The sequence below is a fragment of the Rossellomorea oryzaecorticis genome (assembly GCF_045897515.1).
Taxonomy (GTDB): Bacteria; Bacillota; Bacilli; order Bacillales; family Bacillaceae_B; genus Rossellomorea; species Rossellomorea enclensis.
The window spans coordinates 48,707-74,003 of sequence record NZ_JBJOSA010000001.1; the positions used below are offsets into that span (position 1 = coordinate 48,707).

Genomic DNA, 25,297 nt, shown 5'->3' on the forward strand with positions numbered 1-25,297 from the left:
ATCAACTCCTTATCAGTTGTGTTTTTTGTATCTTGCCTGTCGCGTTGCGAGGCAGTTCTTCCAGGAAGGTGATCGCTTTTGGAATCTTGTATTTTGCCAGGGAATTCCTGCAGTGTTCCAATATATCGACTTCCGTTAAAGCGCTTCCATTTCTTTTCACAACAAAAGCTTCGGGAACTTCCCCCCATAGTGAATCAAGCCGGCCGACAACGGCAACTTCTGCCACTTCCCGCAATTGGCTGATCACCTGCTCGACCTCAAGGGGATAAACATTTTCACCTCCAGAGATGATCATCTCCTTCTTCCTTCCGGCGATATATAGAAATCCTTCATTGTCCACTTTGGCCAGATCACCCGTTTTCAACCACCCGTCCCCGATTGCCTCACTCGTTGCTTCTGGCCGGTTCCAATACTCTTTCATCACCATCGGGCCTTTTACAAAGATCTCCCCCACCTCTCCCTCAGGACAAACATGACCTGATGAGTCCACAATTTTATACTCACAGAACAGCACCGGCTTTCCGATCGAACCGATCTTTCTTGGAGCATCTTCTTTTGAAAGCATAAAGAGCGTAGGGGACGTTTCCGTCATACCAAACCCCTGGCCAAACAGGAAGCCCTTCCTGTAAAACAGTTCAATCAGTTCTTGCGGGCATGGAGCGCCTCCATTATAGAACCAGCGGACCGATTGCAGATCAGCCTTTTCAAAGGATGGGCTGTTGACAAGAGCCTGATGAATGGCAGGAACCCCCATGACAATCGTGACGCTGTGCTGTTCCATCATAGAAATTGCTTTATGGGGTTCAAATTTACCTGGTACAACAATAGTTCCTCCGCAGAATAGTGTAGGGAAGGCGAACAATCCGATTCCCCCGATATGAAACAGGGGCAAGAGTACAATCGCCACATCCTCTGACGTCAGATCGATTGCAATCATATTGTTCACCGCATTCCAAAACATATTTTCCTGAGTCAGAACCGCGCCCTTCGGCTTTCCGGTCGTACCCGAGGTATAACAAATAATATATGGAGCACTTGTATCCTGGTTTTCGGGACACTGACATTCTTGATGACCGGCAGTCTCCCGCAATGAGTCAAGAACTTTGACCTCTTTGATTGATGTCTCGTTTTGCAGACCCTTAGCGAACTCAACACTTGTTTCCTCCGTGTATAAAAGAGAAGCCCCGCTGTCATTCAGCTGGAAGATAAGCTCCCTTGCACTTAGGCGGATATTCAGTGGAACCGCCACGCATTCCACCCTTGCAGCAGCAAAAAGTAGAATCAGATACTCCAGGTTGTTTTGAGAAAGGATCGCGATCCTCTCTCCTTTTTTCCCATTCAATTGATCCTTCAGCTTTCCGGCAGCATGTGAAATCATCTGTTCCAGCTGTTTGTACGTGACCGTTTCCTTATCGGTTATGACAGCAACCCGCTCTGGATGTGTACTTGCCCATTTATGTATCCAGTAGTCAATGCCCTTCATTCACCATACCTCCTCTACTTTTTCAACCCTTGAAAAATGAGTGTCATCGCCGCTTCAAACGCTTCCTCAGGTACGCTCTTCTTCTCCCAATACACCCATCTCATCCCCAGGAACTGACCAATCGACATCAAGCAGTAGGCGACCGTTTCTTGATCGAGGGCCTTAAACTCCCCTGCTTCCATTCCTTGAGACAGACTCTTCAGGAATCCACTGGCAAGCTTTCCGTAATACCATTTGTACAGCTCCCGATCTACAACAACCGCCTGCTGCACGATGCTGTATAGATTGGGATGCTCTTTTACCCATGTAAAGAAGGCGTAAAATCCCATTCGCTGTGCCTCTTCATAAGTAGATGCACCCGCCATCCCCTCTTTAATGGCGATACGCAGATCCCGGCTATAATTCCTGATTAGTTCATCGTAGATATCCTTTTTTGAAGGAAAGTAATTATAAAACGTGCCCTGTGCCACTTTCGCCTCCTGAGAAATATTCACGATCGAAGTCTCGTAATAACCTTTGATACCAAAAACCTCTTCTGCTGCTTTCAACAATTTGATCCTCGTCTCAAGACCTCTTGGAGTTAACGATTTTTCAGCTAGTATATTTTTTTCTGACATATGAATCACCTCTCAACTTTATTATATTTACTATTCTGAAAATTACAACTGTTTTTTGATAAATAAATGTAACTATATAGATCCACTTCGCAAGAAAAAGCTGCTTACATAACAATAAGAGCCCAGCGCAGACCTAAATATCTACACTTGGGCTCTTAAATTTTTTTGTATTGTAACTACTAAAAACGCACCAGCAAGACAGGTACTCCGATTCGAAAACGTCTTCCCTTACCTTCAGACAGAACTCTTTTTCACGAAATGGACTTTTATTCAAAAAAAGTCCACAAAACAAGCAAAAACCTTTCCTCATACCAACAAATCCCCTCACAATCGCCATCTCTCTAAGCAATTAAGGAAATATTAAACCCATTCTCTTCTAAATCAAACAAATTACGCCGTCCCTCTAACTCATGCCCTGCTTTTATTATCGATTTTCTCAAATTTATTTTCGAGATTGAAAGATATTTTATCGAAAATGGAGATTTTATTATCGAAAGGCTGTAAGCCACTGCGCTTTTTTATCAATTACGCGGCGTTCTTAATAAACCCGTCTCGTTATTATCGAAATTACTCCGATATAATCAAACGATACTACCCTTCTCTATTTACATACCACACAGACAGGAAGAGCCCCCTAAAGCAAAAAAACCAAGAGAATTGCTCTCTCGGTTTTCTTCCCTAATGAGCCTGTCCCTCCGTCAACACATCCTCCATCCGCTTCCGCAGCACAAACTTCTGGATCTTCCCGCTCGCATTCCTCGGCAGCTCCTCCACAAATTCATACTTCCGAGGCCTCTTATAATTAGCCAGACTTTCGCTATTTTTACACCACTCATCAAGCTCCTCTTCCGTCACGCCCGGATCCTTCTTCACCACGAAAGCCGTCACACTCTCTCCCCAGCGGTCGTCCGGCATCCCGACGATCGCGACGTCCAGCACTCCTTCATGCGCATGCAGCACATCCTCCACCTCGCGCGGATAAATGTTCTCCCCGCCGGAAATGATCATGTCATCTACGCGGTCCTTGATCCACAGGTAGCCGTCTTCATCGAGATACCCGATATCACCTGAATGGTACCATCCTCCATGCATCGCTTTTTCCGACGCTTCCTCGCGGTTAAAATAACCCATCATCATACACGGCCCCTGAACGATGATCTCACCGCTTTCTCCCGGCGCAGCGAGTTCATCCGGATCACTCGGTCCGTTTTCGTTCGGCTTCACGACCCTGATTTCATGGTTGAGACATGCCTGCCCGGCTGCCCCTGCTTTCCGGAGCTGGTCATCTTCAGGTAAAAATGTGATTGCCGGCCCCATCTCTGTCATCCCATATGCCTGTACAAGCTTGATACCAAGCCGTTCGTGGCATGCATGGACAAGTGACGGTGCCATCGGGGCTGCCCCGTAGAGTCCGAGTTTCAGACTTTCAATATTGTAGTCTGCCAGATTTTCCTGCAGAATCATATTCCACATCGTCGGCGCGGCGAAGAACTTGGTGATTTTTTCTGAATCAATCAACTCAAGCACTTTCTTCGGATGGAACTGGTGGAGGATGACATTGCTGCCGCCGGCATGAATCCTCGGAAGGAAGGCGCAGTGAAGCTCGGCACAATGGAACATCGGCGCTGTCACGAGCCCTACATCGCCTGCCTCCAGTTTCGTCGCACCGATGACGGAAAGGCTCTGCTCCGCCATGCTCCTATGCTTATGCATGACACCTTTCGGACGGCCTGTCGTCCCGCTTGTGTACATGATCGCGTACAGGTCGTTCTCATCGACTTCTGTTTCGACGGCTTTCGGTTCCGCAGCCTTCACTTTTTCATGATAGCTTGCGGCATAGTCAGGCGCAGCACTGTCAATGAACCAGAAAGCCGTATGCGGGAACCGGTTCTCAATCGAAGCAATGACAGGCTCGACTGCCTCTTCAAACAGGACGACTTTCGGAGCAGCATCGGTGAGGATGAACGCCACCTCTTCTGCCTGCAGCCGGAAATTGATCGGATTGAACACCGCACCGATTTTTGCGCATGCGAAGAATGCGGTCCCGAGTTCCTCCGTATTGAACATGAACGTCGACACCCTGTCCCCCTTCTTCACACCCTCCGCCATCAGCGCATTCGCCAGCCGGTTCACCTCGTCACTCCATTCCCTGTATGTAAAGCGAAGATCTTTCCGCACATCATAAAGGGCTTCCTTGTTCGGGGACTTCATTACCGTCAGGTCAAAAATCCTGCCAATCGTCGTACTCATTTACATTCCTCCCTGGGATAAGTTTGAACGATCTACACCTGCCGCTGCTTCGTGTTGTTTACATTTACCATACATGCTATTAGAATATTCTGCAAATTAACTCCAAACCCTTTTCATTTATCAGAGAAACTTTTATGCCCATATGGTAAAATTTAGACAACAAATCATAGAAAGGGATGATCCCATGGAAGTCATTCTCGCCAGTGCGTTTTCAGCCCTGATCATCGCCATTACAGTCTTATCGATGATTAAAGTACTGATGATCGCTTATAAGCGGAAGGAACTGACATATAGAAAGTTCATCACTTATGTCACTGCCGCCGCAATGACCGGACTGATTGTGGCGTCAGTTCTGCCTTTTGTGTATGGGAAGATTTATTCCCTGATTACCTGACAAAGATGTCCCTCACCATTTCGGAGTGAGGGACGGACTTCAGGCTATTTCATTTGTTTTTCATTTACTTCCCATAAAAGGTTTCTCGCTTTTTCGAACTCTTCCTGAAGATGACCAGGAATCTTCTCCACTTGGTCAGGATCCTTAATCCCGGTTTGCACCATGATCTGTTCATACATCATCAATGCGTCAATATATTCTTCATACTCATCCGGGGAGAGTACTTCCTTACTTGAACGCTGTCCGTTCAATTGGTCAAAATAGGGCTGTATGTCAAAATATACGGATCTCAATTCTTTCAGTCGCTGCTGAGGTATCTGTGAATAATCAATGTTCCCGTAATTGTCCCCGTATTCAACCTTGGCACTAATCACCACACTCAGTAATCCCTTGAACTCCTTATAATCTTCCTTCCTCAGTTCTCCTTGAGCCTGTAATAGTTTTGCATCGAATAAAAGATATCCTTCCATCGTAGCACCGAGAAAATGTTTTTTTACTTCCTGAAACGAGCCGTACAGTTCATCAGCAAGCAGAGTCTGGTAGGCAAATGCGGTTGTTGGGACGATTAAAGCGGCTGCGAGGATCGCTGCAAGCATCTGTTTTTTGAGCCACCCCCTGCCGCTGCCCTTCCTTTCCCGCTTCGCTCTTTCCACTCCCCTGACGGAATGTTCGTGCAATCGCGACGGAATCGCAATCTTATTGATCTCCTGCTTGATAGGATTCATCTTTCTCACCCTCCTCATATTCTTTCCGCATTTTCCCCATTGCCCGGTACAAGATGGATTTGGCTGTCCCCAGTGGAACGGAAAGCGTCTCTGCAATCTCCTTGAACGAATATCCTTCATAGAAACGCAAGAGAACCGTACTCTTCTCTTCTTCGTTCAGCTTTTCAATCATTTCCTTAAGAGTGATCGCTGCAAGCGGATCTGCTTCAGCTCCCATGAACTGCTCATAATCGGGTATCAACGGCACCACGTTTTTATTCTTTTTGAGCAGATCCAACGAACACGTGATGGCGATTCTAATTAGCCACGTCTTCACATATTTGGGCTTCTTGATAGTTTCTATATTCTTGAAAGCCCGATAGGCCGTCTCCTGCACAACATCCAGCGCGTCAACTTCATTTTTCACATACACGAAGGCCATCCGGTACAGGTCTTCCTCATAAAGTTGAAAAAGTTTGATGAAAGCTTTGTCATCACCCTTTTGAGCTTTTCGTACTAACTTGTTGATGGCGGGTCACCCTCTTTTCGTTTAGCTTTTATGTACATTAGACAGTGGGTTTAACGATTTGGCTCAAATTTTTCTAAAAAAGCCATAAAAAATCCCGTCAGCCTCAGCTCACGGAAAAACGGGTCAAGGTACCTGTCCCCCCGACCCGTTCATTCCCCCCGCACTCTCCACCATTTCTCCCCCACCGCATACACCAGGATCATCAGCACGCCGACAACAAGTGCGACAGCGAGTCCGATCAGTCCTGCGAGCCCGGCCCATCCCGTGACCGTCGCCTGAAAAAGAAGCTCGAATCCGAATCCTCCGAGGATGATGGCAAGCGGTACATTATACGGAAACAACCTCTTCCATAAAACAATGAGCAAAAGTGTACAGGCACCCACTATTCCCGCAAATACCCACAAATCCTGATTCCAGCGGTTTTCGATTCGTGATTGCATCCCGTCAAGTTCGTCAGGGGTCGCATTCATCAAGCTGCCGAATGTACTTCCGGCAAATACCAGCCCACATAAAATCAATAGTCCCAACACCGTCCAGTTAACACTTTGAGCCGTTTTTTTCGCACTCAAGTGATCTCCCCCTTTGCGTCATTCCTCCCATCCATCTTACAGGTAATTCCATAATAATCCAATTGTTATTTTCATAAAAAAAAGAGGCCCCTGCGGCCTCGGCACAACTCAAACCTTCAAATGCAGCACGTGCTGCGGCCCCTTTGGCCCCACATATTCTTCCCCTTCATCCTCAAACCCTGTCTTCAAATACAAACTGATCGCGGCTGTATTCCGTTTATTCACCCCAAGCACCACTTCATCGACTCCCGGAAGATGATCCCTGACGAATGCCGGAAGCAATCTCAGTCCTTTTTTAGCTAGGCCCTTGCCCTGGTGGCCTGAATCGATCGAGAACGACGTCAGAAGCCTTGCCTGCTCATTTTCACTATACTTATGCAGTTTCTCCCCGTCTTCCAATGCAAAATAACCGACCGGCTCTTCATCTTCCACTATCAGCACATGTGCTGTGTTATCAGAAATATGCGGATTATGTATCTTCTCCAACGGCATACTCGTGAATTCCAGCTGCTCCTTCGGCAGATGAAACCCCGACAGCTGCTCCTTATAGTTTTCGTTGTACTGTATCAGCCTGACTGTCCCCATGTCCATTCCTCCAACTTCTCTTTCCCTGAATTCCAACAAATTTCTACTTCAACACGCCCAAATAATCCATCCAGGGCCCAACATCCTCCCGATACCGGTTCGAAAACACCCTGACGATCTGGGAGATATGAGTCAAATCATGCACAACCCAGGTCGAAATCAGTTCGCTCGCGCTCACTTTCCCGAAAGCAGGATGAAGCCCTGTGGAATCAAGGGAGTGACCCTGTTCAGCGATCAGCCGTTTTAACTCAGCCACACTTGCTGATCTGAGCGAAGCAAATTCCGCCAGCTTCTCTTCTAGACTCCTCGGGGTGCCCGCTTCCAAATGTGAAAACCGGTCAAATACCGGAAACACCCTGCTCTCCCCCTCATTCAGAATCATCTTCAGTCTCGGTATCCAATTATATTTCTCACCTTCAATTAAATGTCCGACGACCCCGTCCGCATTCCAGGTGCCCTCCCCTTCATCACATTCAAGCCACCCTGCCGACAAACCTGAAAGCAATCCCTCCAACGTCTTCGGCGTCCTCTCCAGAATCTCGATTGCCTCATTCAGTTCAAAGTTCATAAGCTTCTCCCCTTTTACAAAAAACGATCGAATTTCAGTCATTCCTCAGGGTCACTTAACCAAACCAGCCCTCAGATTAACCCCAAACTCCATATATCCCTTCAAGCAGCTCAACATATACACCCATCCTTCTTTGTTATCCACCAGCTGCGCGATGAAGTTTTCCTCATGCTCATCAAAACCCTCTTCACTGACTTCCACGATGGTGCTGTCTTGCTCTGAAGGAAGGAAGTTGATGGTGACCATACGGCCGCCTGCCCATTCGAACACAATTTTTTCATTCTCAAAAATCTCTTTGATCTCTATCTCGCCCTCGGCATTGTATTCTTCATACCTGAGGGTAATCATCTTCCCTTCTGCCCATCTTTCTGAACTCGAAGAAAACCAGAAGTGTCCGATTTTTTCAGGATCGACAAAAGCCTCGAAGATTTCTTGTGCCGGTTTCCGGATGTTCATTTTCGTCGTATTGTTCACTTACCTCAGCTCACTTTCAGATTTGATTACAAGAAATTTGCCTCCTTAAACATTTCGCTAACGACCAAAGACTCTCCTACTAAAAAAATACGAATTCATTAAAACAGCCGTGTATATAATAAAGTGCACGTCCGAAAGCTTCACACTTTTCATACGGAGTGCTGTCCAATATAATAGAAAGTAAGAATTTTCATAATTATTCTACTTCTTGTACGAATTGTCATTTTTTCAAAAAAGAAAGGGGAATGGGAATGGAAAACAATCACAGGCCAGATCAGAAAGAACACTCGGCAGCTTCGGGGCAATGCCCTGTTACCCACCACAAGGACACGGCGATCACGACAACGACGGATCCGCGGGGGACCACGAATAAAGATTGGTGGCCGAACATGCTGAACCTTGGCATCCTGCGCCAGCATGACCGGAAAGCAAACCCCATGGGGGAAGATTTCAACTACCGTGAAGAATTTTCGAAGCTCGATTACGATGCACTGAAAAAAGACCTCCACTCCCTGATGACGGACAGCCAGGATTGGTGGCCGGCAGACTACGGTCATTACGGTCCATTCTTCATCCGGATGTCGTGGCATGCAGCAGGTACATACCGCGAAGGTGACGGTCGCGGAGGCAGCTCATCGGGTTCACAGCGTTTCGCTCCGCTGAACAGCTGGCCTGACAATGTCAACCTGGATAAGGCACGGCGCCTCCTGTGGCCGATCAAACAGAAGTACGGAAACAAGATCTCCTGGGCTGACCTGCTCGTACTCACCGGGAATGTCGCCCTTGAGTCGATGGGCTTGAAGACATTCGGCTTCGGTGCCGGACGCGAGGATATCTGGCATGCGGAAGAGGATGTGTATTGGGGTACGGAGAAGGAATGGCTGGCGGACAACCGCTACTCGGGCGACCGCGACCTTGAAGATCCGCTTGCAGCCGTACAGATGGGGCTCATCTACGTCAATCCGGAAGGCCCGAACGGTGAACCGGATCCACTCGGCAGCGCCCGCGACATCCGTGATACATTCGGCCGGATGGCGATGAATGATGAAGAAACGGTTGCCCTCATCGCTGGCGGCCATACATTCGGAAAAGCCCACGGCGCAGGCGACGCTTCCCTTGTCGGCGATGACCCGGAAGCCGCGACGATGGATAAACAGGGGCTCGGCTGGCACAGCAGCTATAAGAGTGGAAAAGGCCGCGATACGATTTCAAGCGGTGTCGACGGTGCCTGGACGACGAACCCGACAAAATGGGATAACGGGTACTTCGACCTTCTGTTCGGATATGAATGGGAACTGACGAAGAGTCCTGCAGGTGCATCCCAATGGGCACCGGTCGATATGACGGAAGAACATATGGCGCCGGACGCCGAAGATCCGTCCATCCGCGTGAAGACGATGATGACGACGGCAGACATGGCCCTGCGCATGGATCCCGATTATGAAAAGATTGCCCGCCGGTTCCATCAGAATCCGGATGAATTCGCCGATGCCTTCTCCCGTGCATGGTTCAAGCTGCTCCACCGCGACATGGGACCGAAAGCGCGCTACATCGGGCCTGAGGTTCCGGATGAAGAGCTGATCTGGCAGGACCCGGTGCCGGCGGTCGATTATGACCTGTCCGACGCAGAAATTGCTCAATTAAAAGCAGCAATCCTGGATTCCGGATTATCCGTGAGCGAGCTCGTGAAAACAGCCTGGGCCTCCGCCAGCACATTCCGCGGCTCCGACATGCGCGGCGGTGCGAACGGTGCCCGGATCCGCCTCGCCCCGCAGAAAGACTGGGAAGCGAACGAACCGGATAAGCTTGAAAAAGTACTCGGTGTCTTCGAAGAGCTTCAAAGCGGTCTGGACAAGAACGTCAGCCTGGCCGACCTGATCGTCCTCGGAGGATGTGCAGCAGTCGAAAAAGCTGCCAGAGATGCAGGCTTCGACGTCACGGTTCCATTCACACCGGGCCGCGGCGACGCCACACACGAGCAGACCGATGTCGACAGCTTCAAGGTACTGGAGCCGGTTTCGGACGGATTCCGCAACTACCAGAAGAAGGAGTATTCGGTCAGTCCTGAAGAAATGCTCGTCGACAAAGCCCAGCTCCTTGGCCTGTCCGCGCCTGAAATGACCGTATTAGTAGGCGGCATGCGCGCACTCGGTGCCAACCACGGAGGTACCGCACACGGTGTCTTCACAGACAGAGTCGGCACTTTGACCAACGACTTCTTCGTGAACCTCCTTGACATGGGCATCGAATGGAAACCGGCCGGCTTCAACCAGTATGAAGGCCGCGACCGCAAAACAGGTGAAGCCGTCCGCACGGCTACCCGCTTCGACCTCGTCTTCGGATCCAACTCCGAACTCCGGGCCCTCGCGGAAGTCTACGCACAGGACGACAACAAAGAGAAATTTGTCCGTGACTTCGTTTCAGCCTGGGTGAAGGTGATGGATGCAGACCGGTTTGATGTGAAGTGTAAATAAAATAAGAAAGTCCGGCCCCCGATGCAGAATGTTTCTGCTGCAGGGGCCGGACTTTTTTACTCAAAACAGACAAAAAATGCTTCAAAACAAAGTAAAAACGGTGAATCATTGATAAAAAATCACTTCACCCCCGATCCGCAAACCATATCGAGGGCTTTTTACTGGGGCTAGAATACATATATTATCAAAAACGGTCCACTTATTATCAAAAATCCAGTTATATTATCAAATCGCAAAAATACTGTCTTCTACCTGGCAGCCGTTCCCGAAGTGCGAATTTACTGAAGACCGGCAACCAGAGCATCAAGCGGGATAACCCTCTCGCCATCGCCAGCGGTCACCCCTGTCTCAGACCTGTTACTCCGCAAGACAGTCAAGCCCCAATTATAAAACATTCCCCTGGGCTTACTCGCCACCCCACTGCTCCGTCCCCCACCGATGCATCTCCTCCAACAACGGCTTCAGCGTCAAACCCTTCTCCGATATCGAATACTCCACTCTCGGCGGGACCTCATTGAACTGCTTCCGGTCAATCAGCCCATCCACTTCGAGCTCCTTAAGCTGCTGGCTCAGCATTTTATGGGTGATGCCGGGCAGGAGCCTTCTCATTTCGTTATACCGCTGCGTGCCGTCATAGGCAAGATGCCAAAGGATCACGGGCTTCCATTTGCCCCCGATCTTCCCCAGTGTATATTCAATCGAGCATTTCAGCTTCCCGTTTTCATCCACAGTGATCGAATCGCTCATCCCCGTCTCCACTCCTTACTTACCTTTTGGGTAGTATCTCTCCAAAAAGTGCATACTTTTGAGAAGAAGAATAACCCTCTATACTTATGATTGTCAAACAAATGAAGGAGGAATATTTAAAATGATGCCATACCCAAGAAACTTTTCACATATCGGCCTGTCCGTGCCGGACCTCGACAAAGCCGTGAAATTCTATACAGACGTATTAGGCTGGTACACGATCATGGAGCCGTCTGATGTCCATAACGACGATTCAGCCATAGGCCAGATGTGCCGCGACGTATTCGGTGACGAGTGGGAAACCTTCCGCATCGCCCATCTTTCAACAGGCGATAAAATCGGGGTCGAACTATTCGAATTCCCGCACAACGAACAGCCGGAAAATAACTTTGAATACTGGAAAACGGGAATCTTTCACTTCTGCGTTCAGGACCCCGACATCGAAGGACTCGTCGAGAAAATCGTCCAAAACGGCGGCAAGCAGCGAATGCCGATCCGCGAATACTATCCTGATGACAAGCCGTATAAAATGGTCTACGTCGAAGATCCATTCGGTAATATTTTTGAGATTTACACCCACAGTTATGAGCTGACGTATTCTGAAGGGGCTTACTGATCGAGGTTAATCGGAACAGCCCTCTTCCCACTGATGACCCAACCAAATTGGGAATGCCTGCCTAGACAAATGAGCACATGTTTAAGCCAGGCTGCCTTTAAAAATTACCACTTGCTCCGGATCGAAAAGATACCTCGCAAATACATTGATAAGTCTTCATTGGGAAAAGATAATCCTTGTGCTCTTAAAATGTATTTGAAGGGTGGCACAATTTTGACGATCAGGAGGATGATTATGGGTATATTAAGCGGCAATCCACAGGAAGAGCCTCTTCATTATGGTGAAGTATTCGGTACCTGGAGCTATTTGATGACGGCGAACGCTTCTGTTGCAAGTTATCAGATGCAGCTCAACCATGCCGGGGATGATGATCTGAAGAAATTGTTGAATGACAGCATCGAGGCCGGGCAGGAAGAAATCAAACAGGTACAAAAACTGTTGAAAGAAAATGGGATTGGGTTACCGCCTGCTTCACCGGAGCCTCCGAAAGCGTGTCTGGATGATATCCCGACAGGTGCCCGCATGCCGGATCCGGCAATTGCGGCGGCATTATCCGCCAGCATCTCTGCAGGTCTCGTCGCTTGCAGTGCGATCATCGGACAAAGCATCCGTGAAGATGTGGCTGCAATGTTTGGCCAATTCCACATGGCAAAAGCACAACTCGGGGCAAAAGTCCTGAAGCTCAATAAAGAAAAGGGATGGTTGATCCCTCCTCCGCTTCACAAAAACAAAAATGAACATTGCGAATAACCATTAACAAAAAAAGATTCTCAGGATCCGGAACATTCCCGGCAGCCTGAGAATCCTTTTTTATGGCTTCAAAATCACCTTGATACAATCATCTTCCTTCTTATTGAACAACTCATACCCCTTCGCCGCTTCCTCCAGCTTCAATGAATGAGTGATGATCGACGTTGAATCGATTTCTCCTTTGACGATCCCTTCATACAGAGGCTCCATATAGGCCCTTGCCGGTGCCTGCCCCATTTTCAACGTGACGTTTCTGGAGAAAAACGGGCCGAGCGGAAACATATTGTAGAGTCCGCCGTACACCCCGGTCAGCTGCACGGTTCCGCATTTGCGCACCGCCTTCGTGGCGATCTGGATCGGGCCGATTGTACCGCCCTGAAGCTTCAGTTTCTGCTCGACAAACTCAAGCGGAGACTTCTTCCCGTCCATACCGACGCAGTCGATGACCACGTCCGCCCCGCCTTTCGTCAACTCCTTCAGCGTCTCGCCCATGTCCTCGTACTGGGTGAAGTCAAAGGTTTCAGTCTTGTTCATTTTCCTTGAATGCTGCAAGCGGTAATCGAAATAATCGACCGCGATGACGCGTTCCGCCCCTTTTTTCCACGCAAACTGCTGCGCCATCAACCCGACCGGACCGCAGCCGAGGACGATGACCGTATCCCCTTTTTTCACGCCTGCATTTTCCACGCTCCAGTAAGCGGTCGGCAGGACATCGGACAGTAAGAGGATTTTTTCATCATCCAGCTCGCAATTCTCCGGTACCAGAAACGGTGTGTAATTACCGTAAGGAACCCGCAGGTATTCAGCCTGTCCGCCTGGATAGTTGCCGAATTTCTCGGAGTACCCGAACAGTCCCCCTGAATCATAATGGGGGTTGGAGTGATCGCACTGGCTTTCCTGATGCTGTTCACAGTACGGGCAATGTCCGCAGGCCACCGTGAAGGGGATGATGACGCGGTCCCCCTTCTTCACTTTCGTTACGTCATTCCCGACTTCCTCCACGATCCCCATCGGTTCATGTCCGATCACATACCCGATCGGCAGCGGAAAATTCCCTTTGTACAGGTGCAGATCCGACCCGCAGATCGCCGTTGATGTGATTTTGACAATGACATCTTCTGAATCTTGAATGCGCGGGTCGTCCACCTTCTTGACGGCAATCGAATTCTTTCCTTGATACGTGACTGCTTTCATGATCTTCCTCCATTCCAGGATGTTATGAGGGTGGGTCCGGTCTCATCCACCATCACCCAGACGCCTCCCAAACAGCCCGCTTTTCGAAAAATAACCCCCCTTCGACTTTGAAGAGGGCCTGATTTTTTCATATTGTCCCCAGAGGGGAAGCGATTATTCTCAATGAGATCTCCGGTTCGGCGGCAGCGCCAAGTCATCAAACCGGTCAACGAGCATCTTCAGCGAACGCTCCAGTTCCCCGCCTTCCATCATCTCGCCGTGTCCCGTCACGGCCGTCTTCGGATGCAGGGCTGCCAATTTCCCTGCAGACGCTTCCGCAGCCTCCCAATCACTAGTAAAATAACGCGGCGGACCGCTGATTTCCTTCTTTTGGACCATCACACGGTACAGTGATTCCTGTTTCACCGTCACAAATGCATCGCCGGCAATCAGCACGCCGTCCGCTTCCCGGTAAAAAGAAACATGACCCGGTGTGTGGCCAGGCGTATGGATCCATTTCCATCCCGGCATAAATGGTACATCCCCGTTATCAGGAAGCATCCGGACCGATCCCGATACATCGATTCCGTGATGGGGATAAAGCGGGGACAACTCACTGACCAGCCCGCCGTCTGCCGTCGGCTCTCCCTTCGGATAATTCCGCTCTCCGTTCAGATAGGGGATTTCGAGCTCATGCGCATACACCGGCACATCCCATTCCTCCAATAGAGGCTGGAGCGCTCCGACGTGGTCAAAATGCCCATGCGTCAACAGGATCGCTTTCGGCTTCCCGTCGTGTCCGAAACGAGCTTCTGCCGCCTCCATGATCTTTTCCTTCGAATGAGGCATCCCGCAGTCAATCAGCACCCAGTCACGGGACCCCGATTCACCGTAAAAACACACATTCACAATCTGATTCGTCCAATAATAGACATCCCTGCATACTTCCCTTCCCTCACAACTTTTCACGCTGAAAAAAGGAAGATGTGATTGGGAAAAATCATTATCCAATGGCTTCAAAGAGATAGCCCCCTTCATTTTCGTTCTGAAGAAGTGCCTGCCTGTCTCTTTATCTATCCACATTCTTCCGTGTGATTATGTGCTTTTTTTCAAAAAAAGCCCGGCCGCGGTACATGGACCGGGCCGGGCAGATTCATTTTTAGGCATCCAGGAATTTCACGCATACAGGCTCTGGTACTTGGACACCTGATTGAAGAAGCTCCAGCTTGCCGGTTTCTTCGTTTCTCGCAAACAGCGCCATCGTGTTCGATTTCTGATTGGTCGCGACGAGGAATCCGCCTGTCGGGTCCATCACAAAATCTCGGGGCCAGTTTCCTTCCGTCGAAGTCCAGTCCACAAATGTCAGTTGGCCGGAATCCTGGTCGGCCTTGAAGACCGCCACTGTGTTATGTCCGCGGTTGCCGGCGTACACATAGTGACCGTCAGGGGATACATGGATCCCACTTCCGTCATTCGTTTCATTGAAATCTTCAGGAATCGTCGGGATATACTGCTGCTCAGAAAAGCTGCCGTCACGTTCATCATAGTGCAGCACAAGCACCTCAGAGCTTAGCTCGGTCATCACATAAGCAAATTTCCCGTTCGGATGGAACGCAATATGCCTCGGGCCGCTCCCCGGCTTCGTTTCGAATACGGCAGCCTCCCTTAGCTCACCTTGATTGACGGCATAAGTGTAAATGCGGTCGCTCCCGAGGTCGATTCCGATGACGTACTTCCCGTCAGGAGTGAAACCTGCATAATGCATATGGGGCTTCTCCTGTCTTTCATGCGGGCCGGATCCCTCATGTTCGATGCTTGAAACAAGCTCTTTCAGGGAGCCATCTTCATTCGTCAGCCAGGATTCAATCATCTTCGTATGATAGTTCGCAGCCACAACGGTACGGCTCTCATGATCGACGCTGACGTGGCATGGATTCGCGCCAGGTGTGCTGTCGCTGTTCAATTTCTCTAACGACCCCGTTTCAGATTCAATCGCAAACGCCGTGACACCGCCGTTTTCGCCCTCTTTGGATACAGCATAAAGATTGTTCCTGTCTCCGCTCACCGTCACATAAGTGGGGTTGTCCACTTCAGCGGCAAGCTGCACATCCGTGATTTCTTTTTTATCCGTATCCAGCGTGAACTGATACACGCCTTTACTTTCCTGTTTCGTATATGTACCAACGTATCCAATCATTTTTGTCATTGTGTAAACACTCCTTGTGCGCTTTTTAAAAATTGACGCATTCACTCTTTCCTTACTATAACAAAAAAATCAGGCGGTATGAAAATGGGACCGCCTGATTTTCCCGGGTGACGCGCTTTATTTATGCTTACCGCTTGAATGGCAGCCGGGCCGCGGTACCTGTCCCCCCGGCCCGCCTAGTTCGGAATGATGTCCACGAATAGGAAGCGGTCGCGTTCTGTGCCGGGGTCCGGGGTGATCCTCTCTTTACCCAGCTCATATTTTATTGGAGATTTGAAGTTCGGTCCGTTAAATACGAAGGAGTGGAATTCGCCGTTTTCGCCGCAGATATCTCTGCTCGCGACCGGATAATCTTTTATCAAGGACTCATCATAGACCCTTCCGGCGAAGGAGCGGTCGATCTGATCCATGTCGACGCATGTGATGACGGTTTGAAAGCCGAGGTCGATGAAATCAAGGGAAATCTCCCCGACAGGTCGTCCCCATAGCGGGAAGATAGGCGTGATGCCCGTCCCTTCCATCATCTTTTCCCGGTATGCGCGTACATCCGCCAGATGGATATCACCGAATACGATATGGGTGATCCCGTCGGCCTGCATTTCCGAGACCGCCTGCTGCATCCGTTCCTGATACACCTCATTCGTGCATCCTTCCGGGATCCACACTTCCCTGAGCGCAATCCCGAGCGAATCCGCCTGATGTTTCAGCAGTTCGTGCCGGACGCCGTGGATCGACACCCGGTCGAATCCTTCCGTCATGGTGACTAACAGTGAATCCACTTCATATGCGGGATCCTGCTGTATTTTATAGAGTGCAAGCGTGGAATCCTTCCCGCCGCTGAATCCGATTGCTGTTTTCATGTTGAGTCCTCCTTTATCTGATTTTCTGTTTCCCTTGATTAGCCGGAGACAGCCAGGCATTAAAGGGAATCTCTAAATAATTTTGTCAAACCATTTAACAAACCCTTTAACTTGTCTTCTTTTAAGGCTCTTTTCGCATACTTTGGTGCTACTCAGACATGAAAATACCCGAACTTGGTTATTTTCTTGTTGTCAGTCTGTCTCTAGTTTAAACTTGAGTTCGAAAACTGCCCGTCTACTAGCTGCATTCAGGTTACAAGCCTACTTACGGAAAGCAACAATCTATTAGAAAATAGCCTTTTTTTATTAAAAACTCGTTTACTCTATCAAAATAATATCATATTCATCGTCAGCTGACGCCCGGTTGTTCCCGATTCCCTGTAAATTGACGCAGAAGCCCTATGATTTGGCGTTCCTTTGAGATTTGTGCTTCTAACTGTAGACTTTCCCTTTACTAAAAATCTGCATTATTGCACCCTTATATTCAATGATTGTGTCCGTTGACAATTTAATTTCTCCCTTCGGCAAAAAAACACCGCTTTCAATCCCCACCCGGATCAAATGACAAGATCCCATGGTCTTCAACCCAGCGGAGTCTGCGATGTGCAAGTTCTAAACTTAATTCATAAAAAAAACGAGCCCAATCAATAATTGGACTCATCAAAACAAATCATTATTATATTTCTTCCCTCTTACAGTCCAGCATAGATTCCCATATACACCGGGTATCATCAGAAAGTTCGGTCCTCACTACTCTCCGCGGCATGCACGGCTGCGTCAGGACTTCTATGATGACGTCGTCGATGATTTCCACTTCGAGGCAGACAAGCAGTTGAAGTCCGACACTCCGGGAGGTGACCGCCCCCCTGCCGGCCATGCACTTGACATCGACTACGGAGCAGTTAATGTTTCCGGAATCCATTCCTTCCGGCAGGCAGACCGCGATTTCTTTTTGCCAATATACCGGGACGGTGAAGCTGCATGCCCCTTCCTCTTCGCCTCCCGCATTCAGAGTGATGACCGGTCTCGCCGTACCTTCGATTACGACAGTCCCCGGCCGGCCATTTTTGAATGAAAAGAGGCGGCATTCTGCATCTGATGCTGACAATGAACATTCAGGGATGACCGCTCCCCCTCTTTCAAATACTGCTTCCGCAAACAACATGCAATCTGCTGATAACGGTACGTCTTCCTCTCTGCGAACAGTTGCGATTACCCAGTCATATACCTTTACGGCCGAGATGCATTCAGTTCTGAGAGTGGACGGAGGCGGTATTTCTCCAAGTGTGACATCCAGTCTCAGGTTTTCCCCTGCAGAGAGGGTGATTTCTATTTCCCGATCAGGGTACCCTGGTGACGAGAACCTAATGATAAAGCTTCCCGCCGGCAGCCCGGTCAGGATATAAAATCCGTTCACATCACTCAATGTCGAACGGATCGGCACCTGTGATCCAATCGGATAAACCCTCACCAGCACTTGCGGGATCGGCTGGCCGGTTAATGCATCCGTGATGAATCCTGAGACTGATGCAGGATTGTCTTCCAGGAGAAAATTGACGATGGCGGTTTCCCCGCGGACGAGGAACACGCTTCTTGCTTGCGCCTGCCGTCCTGCGGCGCGCGCGTTCACGACCACTTCCCCGCCCGGGAGACCCGTGATGACATAGTTTCCATTTCGATCAGTCAATGTGGATCCGAGGAAAGTGCCGTCCGGAAGGAATACCTGGATCAGCGCTTCTTCAATCGGCAGAAGGGTTCCGGCATCCCTAACCGTCCCCCTGAACGTCGCCGGGTTCGGCTGCAGGGCTTGGTTCAGGGTGCGGATTTCTCCTGCGCTCAACGTGACCTCAACTGTATTGGTCACATATCCTTCTGCAGAGAAGATGATCTGGTATTCTCCTGCGGGCATGCTGTTCAGGATATAATTCCCAGATTGATCGGTCAGAGTCAAAGCAATGATGATGCCGCTTCCTGACACGACCGTCACCACGGCTGCGCCGAGGATCGGTTCGCCTGTCACCACATCTGTCACCCGGCCCCTGACTAAGGCCGGATTCGTACCGAGGAATCCGTTGAGCGTCCGGTCCTCACCGTTTCGGAGTAAGATCCGGTAGACATCGCTCGCAAAGCCGTCTGCCGAGAACACCACCCTGTATTCCCTCGATTCGAGACCCGTTATCACATACCCGCCGTTTCCGTCTGTCAGGACGGAAGCAACCGGGATCTCAGTTCCGATCCGGAAAACCTGGACAAGTGCACCCGGAATCGGCTCATTTGTTCCTGCGACCCTTACCCCTCCCCTAAGCGTCGAAGCGGCTGGACTAAGAGCCACATTGAGGATTTCGGTTTCACCGCTGAATAGGGTTACAAGATCAATTTTGTCCCCAAAGCTTGTTGCACTGGTGATGACCGTGTAGGTTCCTTCAGCAAGCCCGGAAAGGCGGTAGGCCCCGTCAGCTTCTGTCAACGTGCTGGTGATGAGCACCCCGTCGAGATCAAAAACGCGGATCAGGGCACCCGGTATTGGGGCGGATGTGTTGGCATTGGTGACTGTCCCCCTGATTCCTGCCGGGTTTGGATCAAGGAACGCATTCACCATTTCGGTCTCATTCGGGGTGAGTATGACCGGGATCACTTCATTCGCGAATCCCGAAGCGGTGATGACGGCGGTATATGATCCAGCAGGCAGGTTTTCCAACCGGTACGTCCCGTCCGATCCAGTGATGATGCTTGCAATCACCACATCACTGTTCGGCAACAGTACCGAAACGAGCGCTCCCTGAATCGGTGCATTATTGACCGCATTCCTCACTGTCCCCTCGATGGCTGCTGGGAACGGGATGAGTGCGATATTCAATACTTCACTTTCGTTAGGCGATAAAAATACGGTGTTCACATTGATTGCATAATTCTGCAGTGTGGCCTTTACATCGAACGTTCCTGCTTGCATCCCTTCGATAAGATAAAATCCGTTCTCATCGGTCAGCACCCTCCTGACGAGTGTATCCGTCCCGCTGAATACCACTTCGATGACGGCCCCCGTAAGAGGTGCACCCGTAATCGCATCCGTGACGACCCCGCTCAAGACAGCAGGATTTCCTGCAAGGCGGAAGTTCAGTGTGGCTGCGGTATTGGATTCAATTGTCACTGCGGATAATTCAGCTTGGTAATCCGGATTGACGGCGGTCACTGTGTAATTACCCGGGGCAAGCCCCGCAATGACATACTCGCCGTTTATGTCCGTCTGGACGTTCCGGATCACCACACCCGTACTGTCGATCACGCGGATCAGTGTATCAGGAAGGAGCTCGTTCGTCGCAGCATCCCGGACTGTCCCCTTCAGACTTCCTGGATTCGGTGTCAAAAAGATCGTTACGTCGGTGGTCTGTCCACTGATTACTTCTGCTGAAATTGCATTGCTTCCGAAGTCGGACCGGCCTGCCACGAGTACGTAAACCCTCGGGGACAGGGCAGTAGTCCGGAAGAAACCATTTCCATCCGTCACGGTAGTATAGATAACAGGGCCTGTGCCAGATAGATCACGTACCGTCACTGTAGCATTCGGAACCGGCACATTGTTCACCGCATTTCGGACATAGCCTTCAATGATTCCCGGATTCGGTGACAGCGCAAAGCTCAATAAGCTCGTTTGCCCAGATGCAACATTGGCTCCAGCCGTCTCTGGACCGAAATCGGCTGCATTCGCCACAACGGTGTATCCTCCTGGAGAGACACCAGAGAACGCGTATTCACCGAACTGGTTAGAGAGTGTCGTCTCGACTAGGACATTTGCGAAATTATATAATTGTATCACGGCATTCGGAATTGAGGCTCCTGTTGTTAAATTCGTGATATACCCCGAAATCTGTCCCGGATTCTGAACAAGCCTCAGCTCAGCTGATAAAACATCACCCGGTACTCCGATCACGGTCGCCGTGTCAGTTCCAAACGAGACGGCGTCTGCCGCTGCTGTCAGCGTCCCTGCCGGCAGGTTCGTGAATGTGATGAGACCTGAGTCATCTGTCAACCCCGAGGCAACAGGAAGGTTATTGGAGTGGCGTACAGTGACATTTGCCCCTGCAATTGGCGTCGAAGTCCCCTGGATGACCACCGAAACCGTCAGTGTGACCGGATTGGACGCAAGCCGGTTTGTCACATTGGTCGTCTGATTCGAATTGACGACGGCTGAAACGGTGGATACGGCATATCCCGGGGCAGTGGCGGTGATAAAGTACGTTCCCGGGGCGAGCGATGGAACGGTATAGGTGCCGTCTGAATTCGCGAGCAGACTTGCAACAAGGATATTATTTTCATTGTATATTGATATGCGGATATCGTTTCCTGTAATCGGGTTACCGTTAGTATCAAGAACAGATCCTAAGACCGTACCCGGATCCGCGACGAGGGACAGGTCGGCAGTGGTCGAGCGGTTGCTGGTGACGAGTGCACCGATCTGTTCCGTCGTGAAATCAGCCTTGCTTGCCGTGATGATATACGATCCCGGCGCGAGTCCTGTAATCGTATAGTTCCCGAACAGGGTGGTCGTGGTCGATGCTACAGGAAGCTGGGTCACACTGTCCGTCACAACAACAGTTGCACCAGGAATGATTTCGGTTGTCAAGCGATTCGTGATCTGTCCGTTCAAGGCACCGGGGTCCGGGCTCAGCGTAAGGTTGACCCCTGTTTTCCCCTCGCCCGGCTGCAGCGTAACACCGACGACTGCCTGCCCGAAGTCCGGTGCATTTGCGACCACATTATACGTTCCCGGCGGAAGATTGCCGACCGTATAGTGCCCATCGGCATCGGTCTCGCCTGTTCCGACGGCCACTCCATTCAGATCAAGGATATCAATTACGGCATTTCCGACTGGATCTCCGCCGGGATCAAAAATCGTCCCTGAAACAGAAGCTGGATTCGGAAGCATTGTCAAGCTGACATTGGAAGTCTGGCCAGCCGATACCGTCGCCCCTGCCTGGCTGGCTGCATAACCAGGTGCAGTCGCTGTAACGACAAAGACTCCCGGCGCCAGGTTAAGGAACTGGAAAGTCCCGTCGCTGTTTGCCGGTACTGCATTGATCAGGATATTATTGGCATCCCGGAGCTGGATGATCGTATTTTGCACGACTGGGGAGACCGTTCCCGTTATGGCCCCCGGGTTCGAAACAAGACCGACCGAAACCGGAGTCGTCAATCCAGAAACAACTACAGCTCCGATGGAACCGTTCTGGAAGTTATCAGCAAAGGCAAGGACCGTATAGGTATCAGGTGCGAGGCCTTCTGCCATGAATATTCCGTCCTGATTGGTCAGGGCCGTGGAAATCAGGATGCCGCTGCTGTTGACGATATTGACGACTGCCCCAGGGATCGGGGCCCCTCCAACACTGTTTACGACCGAACCTGTGATGGCACCTGGATTCGGCACCAATTCTACATTGGCTGTAGATGTTTGATTGGATTGGACCTGTACCGTTGTACTGTTCGTTTGGAAATCTGGTGCAGATACCTGGACAGTATATCCTCCAGGCGCCAGGCCGTTAACTGCATAATCTCCTTGACTATCCGTTAATATGGAAGCAACGACGACCCCGCTTGAATCGAGGATACTGACCTGGACATTAGCCCCGGAAATCGGGTCACCTGATTGTGCATTCGTAACTTTCCCGGTAATAGAACCTGGATCGGCGGCAAGGATAAAATTAACTGTCGTAGTACTGTTTGAGTTTATGACGGCCCCCTTGGCCGCCGTTTGATAGTTTACAGCCGAAGCAACAACCGAATACGACCCGGGGGCAAGCCCTTCTACTGCATAAGTTCCGTCGTTCTGGGTAACGACAGTTGCAATGATGATTCCTGTCCCGGTGCTGATTTGGACGTTCACAGTCGCTCCCGAAATTGGATTACTTGCTTCATCCAGAACCGTTCCGTTCAACCTTCCCGGTGATCCGGCGAGCGTCACATTCAGCGTGGTGGTCTGACCATTCTCGATCATCGCGCCCACCGTCGCTGACTGATAGTTTTCTGCTGAGAAAACGACCGTGTAGGTTCCCGGCGCGAGTCCTGAAATGGTATATGTCCCGTTTTCATCTGTGTTCACCGCGGCGATCTGGATATTATTTTGGAAAACAGTGGCCAGTGCACCGGCAATTCCTGCTGCTCCGGAGTTTTGGACAACACCCGTCAACGTACCGGCAAGCCTTGAAAGATCTGCATTGACCGTCGTCGGCGTGTTCGAGGTAATGACGGCACCCACTGCCTGACTGGAAAAGCCGTCAGCCAGGAAAACCACCGAATAGGATCCCGGAACCAGTCCGATAACCGAATACTGTCCGCTCCCGTTGGTCAACGTTGTGGCAACAAGAACGTTCTGGCTGTTGACCACCTGGACGGTGGCGCCTGATATGGCAGTCAGAGTTCCGGCATCGCGGACTGTTCCCTGAAGAGAACCGGCGTCTGGCTGCAGGAAGACATCCGTCGTGGTCGGACTCCCTGCCGTAACGGTCGAGGAGGCAATCGCAGTTCCGAAGTTCACTGCACTTGCCCTGACTTGATAGCTGCCCGGCGCAAGTCCTCCAAACGAGTACTGCCCGCTTCCGTTTGACGTTGTCAGGGCCAAAACAACCCCAGAAGAATTCAGAAGTTCAACATCCGCTCCAGCAATAGCCGCGGAATTGAGTGCATTCCGGATCGTGCCTGAAATTGAACCCGGATTTGCAATCAAACCAAAGTTGACGACGGCAGCCTGATTCGGCTCCGTTATGACTGTTTTGACCTGAGACTGATACCCCGCGGCGGCGACACCGACGTTGTAGGCACCCGGGGCCACGGAAGGAAAACTGTAATTTCCTGCACCATCTGTTACTGTCGTATCGATGATTACCCCAATGTTGTTGGTGAGGCTCACGATCGCGCCTGCAATGGCACCGCCGCTCGAAATATTTCCTGAAATCGAACTGGGCTGAGGAACTAGCGCAATGTTCGCTGTCTGGGTCGTACCGGAGACGGCCGTCAAATTTGCGGTACCCGTCACATAATTTGTCCTCACCGGCTGTACCGTGTAATTTCCCGGCACAAGGTTTGTAAAGGAATAATATCCCGTTCCATTCGTAACGATTGACGCTATCAAAGTCATACCCTGCAGCAAGTTGACCGTCGTTCCCGGAAGTACATGGCCGGACGCTGCATCCGAAATGGTCCCGTCGATTGCGGCTGCCTGCTGGGCAGTGACATTCACCGGGGCAGAGTTTGAATTGATTGCATTTCCGCTGAAACTGTCAAATCCAGAAGCCTGGACCCGGTCGAGCGTACGGGATCCTGAAGAAGTGAAGGCCCCCGATTCCGTAAACGTCAGGACAGCCGTCGCCCCAGGAGCGAGATTCCCGATGTTCCAGGTAAGGGTTTTGCTCGATGGCTGATACGATATCAACCCCTGTGAAACCGAATTCACCGTAAACGAATTGACGGTATCCAGTCCAATGATATTTTCTGCAATGATGGTTGTCGCCGAGGAAAGACCGGTGTTCTGGACCGTGATTGTCCCCGTCCATGTTGCTTGCTGGCCGATCAAGACGGAAGAAGGTCCTGTATTCAAGGTCTTCACCGCTCTAAGCCTTGCCCTGACATCCGCCTGATCAGGCGTCACTGGATCACTGATTGCACCTGAAAACGAAAATCCTTCCTCAACCCTGAGAGAATCTTTGTTATAGTTATTTGCATTTGCTGAAGTAAAATCGACAATCCTGATTTGAGATGATGAATCGATCCCAAGGAAAGAAAATACAACACTCGCCGGCAGGAACCAATCAATGAAAAAATCCGGATTACCGCCGAAGTTTGAATCGGCTGGTGTCACCCTCGCAAAGTCGAAATTTGTGATCGGCTGTGCATAGTTGGGATTACCGCCTCCCGTCCCCTCGGCAGGATCATTCCAAGAGTTTACGAGTTTCACAGTATTCCGTATCAGACTGACCCGGTTATTCAGACCGTCCACGTTGAAAAGCCAGTCATATGTCCCTGCCGTACCAGTCGTATTGATGAGCACCCCCCACGCGAAATTCCTGAAGCTCGTCAATGCATTGTTACGCGGATCGGCATTCAACCTGATCCTGAAATACACATTTTCTCCATCATATGCTACGTACGCTGCCGGAAACGTCGAATTGCCTACAATATCCGTAGACGCAGGACTTTCATCTCCTGTTACATCGAATAGCGGTGCCCCTCCTAGAAGTATAGGGGTAAATTGACCATTACTGGGAAATGGCACAATCATCCTCCTCCTTTTAAATGAATTTTTTTAGT

Annotated in this window: 19 protein-coding genes; 4 read left to right on the forward strand and 15 right to left on the reverse strand. The window is 50.3% G+C overall.

The genetic code is table 11. The features are described 5' to 3' along the window. Position 1: 1 nt before the first annotated feature. From ACKA06_RS00260 to ACKA06_RS00270, 3 genes are all read right to left on the reverse strand, one after another. Entirely contained in the window at positions 2 to 1,483 is a 1,482-nt protein-coding gene (locus ACKA06_RS00260; protein ID WP_411158787.1) for an o-succinylbenzoate--CoA ligase, read from the reverse strand. A gap of 14 nt (positions 1,484 to 1,497) precedes the next feature. After that, positions 1,498 to 2,100, reverse strand: coding sequence for a TetR/AcrR family transcriptional regulator (locus ACKA06_RS00265; RefSeq protein WP_411158788.1), 603 nt, complete (start codon positions 2,098 to 2,100; stop codon positions 1,498 to 1,500). A gap of 678 nt (positions 2,101 to 2,778) precedes the next feature. Continuing rightward, a complete protein-coding gene (locus ACKA06_RS00270; RefSeq protein WP_411158789.1) occupies positions 2,779 to 4,350 on the reverse strand; it encodes a fatty acid--CoA ligase in 1,572 nt (523 codons plus the stop codon). A 184-nt stretch (positions 4,351 to 4,534) separates the two neighbouring features. On the opposite strand from ACKA06_RS00270, the gene ACKA06_RS00275 reads away from it, so the two are divergent. Beyond that, on the forward strand, positions 4,535 to 4,744 hold the full coding sequence (locus ACKA06_RS00275; RefSeq protein ID WP_032085739.1) for a hypothetical protein: 210 nt from the start codon (positions 4,535 to 4,537) through the stop codon (positions 4,742 to 4,744). A gap of 44 nt (positions 4,745 to 4,788) precedes the next feature. Here ACKA06_RS00275 and ACKA06_RS00280 read toward each other — a convergent pair whose 3' ends face one another. The 6 genes from ACKA06_RS00280 to ACKA06_RS00305 all read right to left on the reverse strand — a co-directional run bounded on the left by ACKA06_RS00280 (position 4,789) and on the right by ACKA06_RS00305 (position 8,173). Continuing rightward, positions 4,789 to 5,469, reverse strand: a complete 681-nt coding sequence (locus ACKA06_RS00280; protein ID WP_411158790.1) for a DUF3600 domain-containing protein — start codon at positions 5,467 to 5,469, stop codon at positions 4,789 to 4,791. Next, a complete protein-coding gene (locus tag ACKA06_RS00285) occupies positions 5,441 to 5,977 on the reverse strand; it encodes an RNA polymerase sigma factor (protein WP_032085737.1) in 537 nt (178 codons plus the stop codon). The genes ACKA06_RS00280 and ACKA06_RS00285 overlap by 29 nt, the downstream gene beginning before the upstream one ends. Before the next feature lie 149 nt (positions 5,978 to 6,126). Continuing rightward, positions 6,127 to 6,546, reverse strand: a complete 420-nt coding sequence (locus ACKA06_RS00290) for a hypothetical protein (RefSeq protein ID WP_198258034.1) — start codon at positions 6,544 to 6,546, stop codon at positions 6,127 to 6,129. A 108-nt stretch (positions 6,547 to 6,654) separates the two neighbouring features. Beyond that, positions 6,655 to 7,131: a GNAT family N-acetyltransferase gene (locus tag ACKA06_RS00295; protein WP_411158791.1), complete on the reverse strand. Its 477-nt coding sequence runs from the start codon at positions 7,129 to 7,131 to the stop codon at positions 6,655 to 6,657. A 43-nt stretch (positions 7,132 to 7,174) separates the two neighbouring features. After that, on the reverse strand, positions 7,175 to 7,699 hold the full coding sequence (locus ACKA06_RS00300) for a DinB family protein (RefSeq protein ID WP_411158792.1): 525 nt from the start codon (positions 7,697 to 7,699) through the stop codon (positions 7,175 to 7,177). A gap of 51 nt (positions 7,700 to 7,750) precedes the next feature. Further along, complete coding sequence (locus ACKA06_RS00305; protein ID WP_411158793.1) at positions 7,751 to 8,173, reverse strand: SRPBCC family protein; 423 nt, start codon at positions 8,171 to 8,173, stop codon at positions 7,751 to 7,753. Positions 8,174 to 8,424: 251 nt separating this feature from the next. On the opposite strand from ACKA06_RS00305, the gene katG reads away from it, so the two are divergent. Then, positions 8,425 to 10,647: a catalase/peroxidase HPI gene (gene katG / locus ACKA06_RS00310; protein WP_411158794.1), complete on the forward strand. Its 2,223-nt coding sequence runs from the start codon at positions 8,425 to 8,427 to the stop codon at positions 10,645 to 10,647. A gap of 405 nt (positions 10,648 to 11,052) precedes the next feature. Here the strand turns inward: katG and ACKA06_RS00315 are convergent, their stop codons facing one another. Next, a complete protein-coding gene (locus ACKA06_RS00315; RefSeq protein WP_032085732.1) occupies positions 11,053 to 11,394 on the reverse strand; it encodes a winged helix-turn-helix transcriptional regulator in 342 nt (113 codons plus the stop codon). A 124-nt stretch (positions 11,395 to 11,518) separates the two neighbouring features. On the opposite strand from ACKA06_RS00315, the gene ACKA06_RS00320 reads away from it, so the two are divergent. Continuing rightward, on the forward strand, positions 11,519 to 12,010 hold the full coding sequence (locus ACKA06_RS00320; RefSeq protein ID WP_032085867.1) for a lactoylglutathione lyase family protein: 492 nt from the start codon (positions 11,519 to 11,521) through the stop codon (positions 12,008 to 12,010). Between the two features lie 234 nt (positions 12,011 to 12,244). Beyond that, complete coding sequence (locus tag ACKA06_RS00325) at positions 12,245 to 12,760, forward strand: DUF3231 family protein (RefSeq protein WP_032085731.1); 516 nt, start codon at positions 12,245 to 12,247, stop codon at positions 12,758 to 12,760. A 60-nt stretch (positions 12,761 to 12,820) separates the two neighbouring features. Here the strand turns inward: ACKA06_RS00325 and ACKA06_RS00330 are convergent, their stop codons facing one another. From ACKA06_RS00330 to ACKA06_RS00350, 5 genes are all read right to left on the reverse strand, one after another. Beyond that, complete coding sequence (locus tag ACKA06_RS00330; protein WP_411158795.1) at positions 12,821 to 13,954, reverse strand: zinc-dependent alcohol dehydrogenase; 1,134 nt, start codon at positions 13,952 to 13,954, stop codon at positions 12,821 to 12,823. A 159-nt stretch (positions 13,955 to 14,113) separates the two neighbouring features. Then, positions 14,114 to 14,953: an MBL fold metallo-hydrolase gene (locus ACKA06_RS00335; protein ID WP_411158796.1), complete on the reverse strand. Its 840-nt coding sequence runs from the start codon at positions 14,951 to 14,953 to the stop codon at positions 14,114 to 14,116. 139 nt (positions 14,954 to 15,092) lie between these two features. Then, positions 15,093 to 16,139 carry a lactonase family protein gene (locus ACKA06_RS00340; protein ID WP_411158797.1) on the reverse strand — a complete coding sequence of 349 codons (1,047 nt, stop codon included), beginning with the start codon at positions 16,137 to 16,139 and terminating at the stop codon, positions 15,093 to 15,095. 176 nt (positions 16,140 to 16,315) lie between these two features. Continuing rightward, positions 16,316 to 16,999 carry a Dph6-related ATP pyrophosphatase gene (locus tag ACKA06_RS00345; protein ID WP_411158798.1) on the reverse strand — a complete coding sequence of 228 codons (684 nt, stop codon included), beginning with the start codon at positions 16,997 to 16,999 and terminating at the stop codon, positions 16,316 to 16,318. Positions 17,000 to 17,675: 676 nt separating this feature from the next. After that, complete coding sequence (locus ACKA06_RS00350) at positions 17,676 to 25,262, reverse strand: carboxypeptidase regulatory-like domain-containing protein (protein WP_411158799.1); 7,587 nt, start codon at positions 25,260 to 25,262, stop codon at positions 17,676 to 17,678. Positions 25,263 to 25,297 lie beyond the last annotated feature (35 nt).